This is a genomic window from uncultured Rothia sp., from assembly GCF_937976295.1.
Classification (GTDB): domain Bacteria; phylum Actinomycetota; class Actinomycetes; order Actinomycetales; family Micrococcaceae; genus Rothia.
In genome coordinates this window covers 1-2,454 of sequence record NZ_CALJRY010000115.1, presented here as the reverse complement: position 1 = coordinate 2,454, position 2,454 = coordinate 1, and the positions used below count along the sequence as shown (strand labels likewise).

Here is a 2,454-nt window from a genome sequence, read left to right as displayed (position 1 = left end):
CGGATCAGTGGTACTGGTTCGAGGGTAACTTCGAGTCCTACGAGAAGAACAAGATTGAGCGCCTCGGCCCTGAGGCTGCTAAGCCGCACCGCGTGGTGCACCGCAAGCTGACCCGATAGGGTTTGGTTCGGTAGCGAGCCCCGCCTCCTGCGCTGTTGAAGCGTGCGGAGGTGGGGCTTTGCTGTGCCCGCGAGATGCTGTGTCTGCTAGATGCCGTATGCGCTGGTTGTTCTGTGTGAGCTGGCGGGGGAACGCTGCTGTTCGCCGGTAGAAATAGTTCGCCCGGCGGTGACCGGTACGTCATGGCGGAGTTCACATTCGCGGTTTAATGGACATGTCTAACTCATGCATCTGATACGAAGGACTGGAGATCATGCTTTCAAAATATAACTGGATGTCCTTAGTCACCGGTCTGCTGCTGGTTGCGGCTGCAATCTACATGTTCGCCAACCCCGCTACTCCGCTAGCAGTTCTGGGATTTGTGTTCTCCGTTGCGGTGTTGCTCGGTGGTGTGTTTGAACTGGTGCGTTACTTCGGTGCGCTGAAGCCGGCACGTACCGGCTGGGACCTAATCAACGGCATCCTGACCGTGGTGGTAGGCCTGATTCTGCTGACAGCCTCGGCGGGCGCACAGGCGACGTACATTCCGACCATTGTGGGTGTGTGGCTGGTTGCGTGGGCGCTGATTCGTCTGATGACTGCCCAGGGCATGAAATACCTGAGCTATGCCGCCGGACGCCACCTGCAGTTCTCTGCTATTGGTTCCCTGGTCCTGGGCTTGCTTGTGCTGCTGTTCCCGATGTTCTTCGGTGCGGTGGCAGTGTGGCTGATTGCTCTAGTGCTGATGCTGGCTGGTTTCGTGTTCGTGGGTGACTTCTTCGTTTCCCGCCGCACCAAGCGCACCGTGCACATTTCCCCGGACGGTGTGATTGACGTCGAAGCCCGATAAACACCCGTTAGCGGCGTTGAGCGCATAAACTAGATACAGAAAGACCGTGTGAGACAACCACCTCACACGGTCTTTCTGTATGCTCTGACGTTTTACGCTCTCGCAGCGCCGAAACTCTAGCGGTGCTCCGCTTTATCGATATTCCGGCAGGCGGAACATCATTTCCTGCGCCACGGTCGCCACCAGCTCACCGGAACGATTGAAAATCGAACCCTGCGCGAGCATCCTGCCACCCTGCGCGCTCGGAGAATCCAGCACGTACAGCAGCCACTCATCGGCGCGCGCCGAACGGTGGAACCACATCGCGTGATCCAGCGAGGCGCTCTTGAGGCCCGGCTCCAGCCAGAACTTGCCGTGACGGCGCAGGGCCGGCTCCAGCGGCAGGTAATCCGAAGCGTACGCAATAGCGGCGCGGTGCTCCGCCTCCGAGGCCTCAGAACCATCAGCATGCACCAGGCGGTCAAAGGTCTTGAACCACACGCAGGCGCGCGGCTGCGTCGAGGAGGCATCCGGCTGAGTGTACAGGGGCGCGTCCACGTGGCGCATATCAATCGGGCGCTCCCACGCGACCGCCTGAGCAATGGGGTGGGGGAGCTGACCTAGATAGTCGCTAACCATCGGCAGCGACTCCGGGTCCGGAACATCCGGCATAGTCACAGCGGTATGCTCCGGGCCGCGGCTATCGGACTGGAAAGACAGAATCGCCGAGAACATGGGCGCCTCATCCTGGAACACCTGAACGCGGCGGGTCGAGAAGGAACGGCTATCGTTCAGGCGCTGAGTGGCGAAGAACAGTTCACGCTCAATATCGCCGGGGCGCAGAAAATAGGCGTGAATTGAGTGGATGTCCTTGCCCTCCACCGTGCGGTCGGCGGCAATAATCGACTGGGCAAGAACCTGACCACCGAAAGTACGCGGCTGCTCGCGGGTGAGCGTCACACCGGTAGACACTTCATCGCTACCGAAGGAGGCGGGCGCCGCCTCCACGGGGGAGAGGTCCAGCATCCGCATGAGGTTTTGGGTCACAGTGGGCTTGGTCATGGTTTTATTCTCGCACGTTTTCAATGAACCGGTTTCTGGCGTAGAGTGGGAGAGCATACTCTGAGACAACCGCGACAGGTTGATTCGGAACATTCACTAGGAATATTGACGAGGAACAATGGCGCCGGATGAACGATCCGGAACGTTCCCCTAACACACCATCGCACAATATCACCCACCAACTTGCCACCGAGCAGGCTACCGCCGAAAAGGAGCAGAAATGACTACGCCGTCTGAAACCACCCCTGACACCGCACAGGACAACGCTCCCGACCAGAACAGCGCACCGAACGCGGCTGCATCTATTGAGCTCAAGTACAACCCCCACGAAGGCGTGGAGGAGCCCTACCTGATCCTGCCCGGCGGCGCCCAGGGTGCCGCAGTGGTCAAGGACCTTGCCACCTACATTTCTCGCGCCCTGGCGGTGAACCCGGACGCCGCTATCCGCCTGACCGCACGCGGCC

The 2,454-nt window shown here is 59.9% G+C and carries 2 protein-coding genes and 1 pseudogene; 2 read left to right on the top strand and 1 reads right to left on the bottom strand.

Annotated elements, in window-relative coordinates:
* The first annotated feature begins 373 nt into the window (after positions 1–373).
* Positions 374–949 (top strand): HdeD family acid-resistance protein, encoded by a 576-nt coding sequence (locus Q0216_RS02895; RefSeq protein ID WP_298592782.1) that lies wholly within the window; start codon positions 374–376, stop codon positions 947–949.
* Positions 950–1,081: 132 nt separating this feature from the next.
* Here the strand turns inward: Q0216_RS02895 and Q0216_RS02890 are convergent, their stop codons facing one another.
* The gene (locus tag Q0216_RS02890; RefSeq protein ID WP_298592781.1) at positions 1,082–1,990 is read right to left on the bottom strand and encodes an acyl-CoA thioesterase II; all 909 of its coding nucleotides are present in this window, start codon (positions 1,988–1,990) and stop codon (positions 1,082–1,084) included.
* A gap of 220 nt (positions 1,991–2,210) precedes the next feature.
* Between Q0216_RS02890 and Q0216_RS02885 the strand changes: the two are divergent.
* A pseudogene (locus tag Q0216_RS02885) lies at positions 2,211–2,454 on the top strand (transcriptional regulator); the annotation flags it as partial.

Bases quoted from the DNA above. Each gene is read 5' to 3' on its own strand.
- Q0216_RS02890 (WP_298592781.1), bottom strand. From the start codon at position 1,990: ATGACCAAGCCCACTGTGACCCAAAACCTCATGCGGATGCTGGACCTC.
- Q0216_RS02895 (WP_298592782.1), top strand. From the start codon at position 374: ATGCTTTCAAAATATAACTGGATGTCCTTAGTCACCGGTCTGCTGCTG.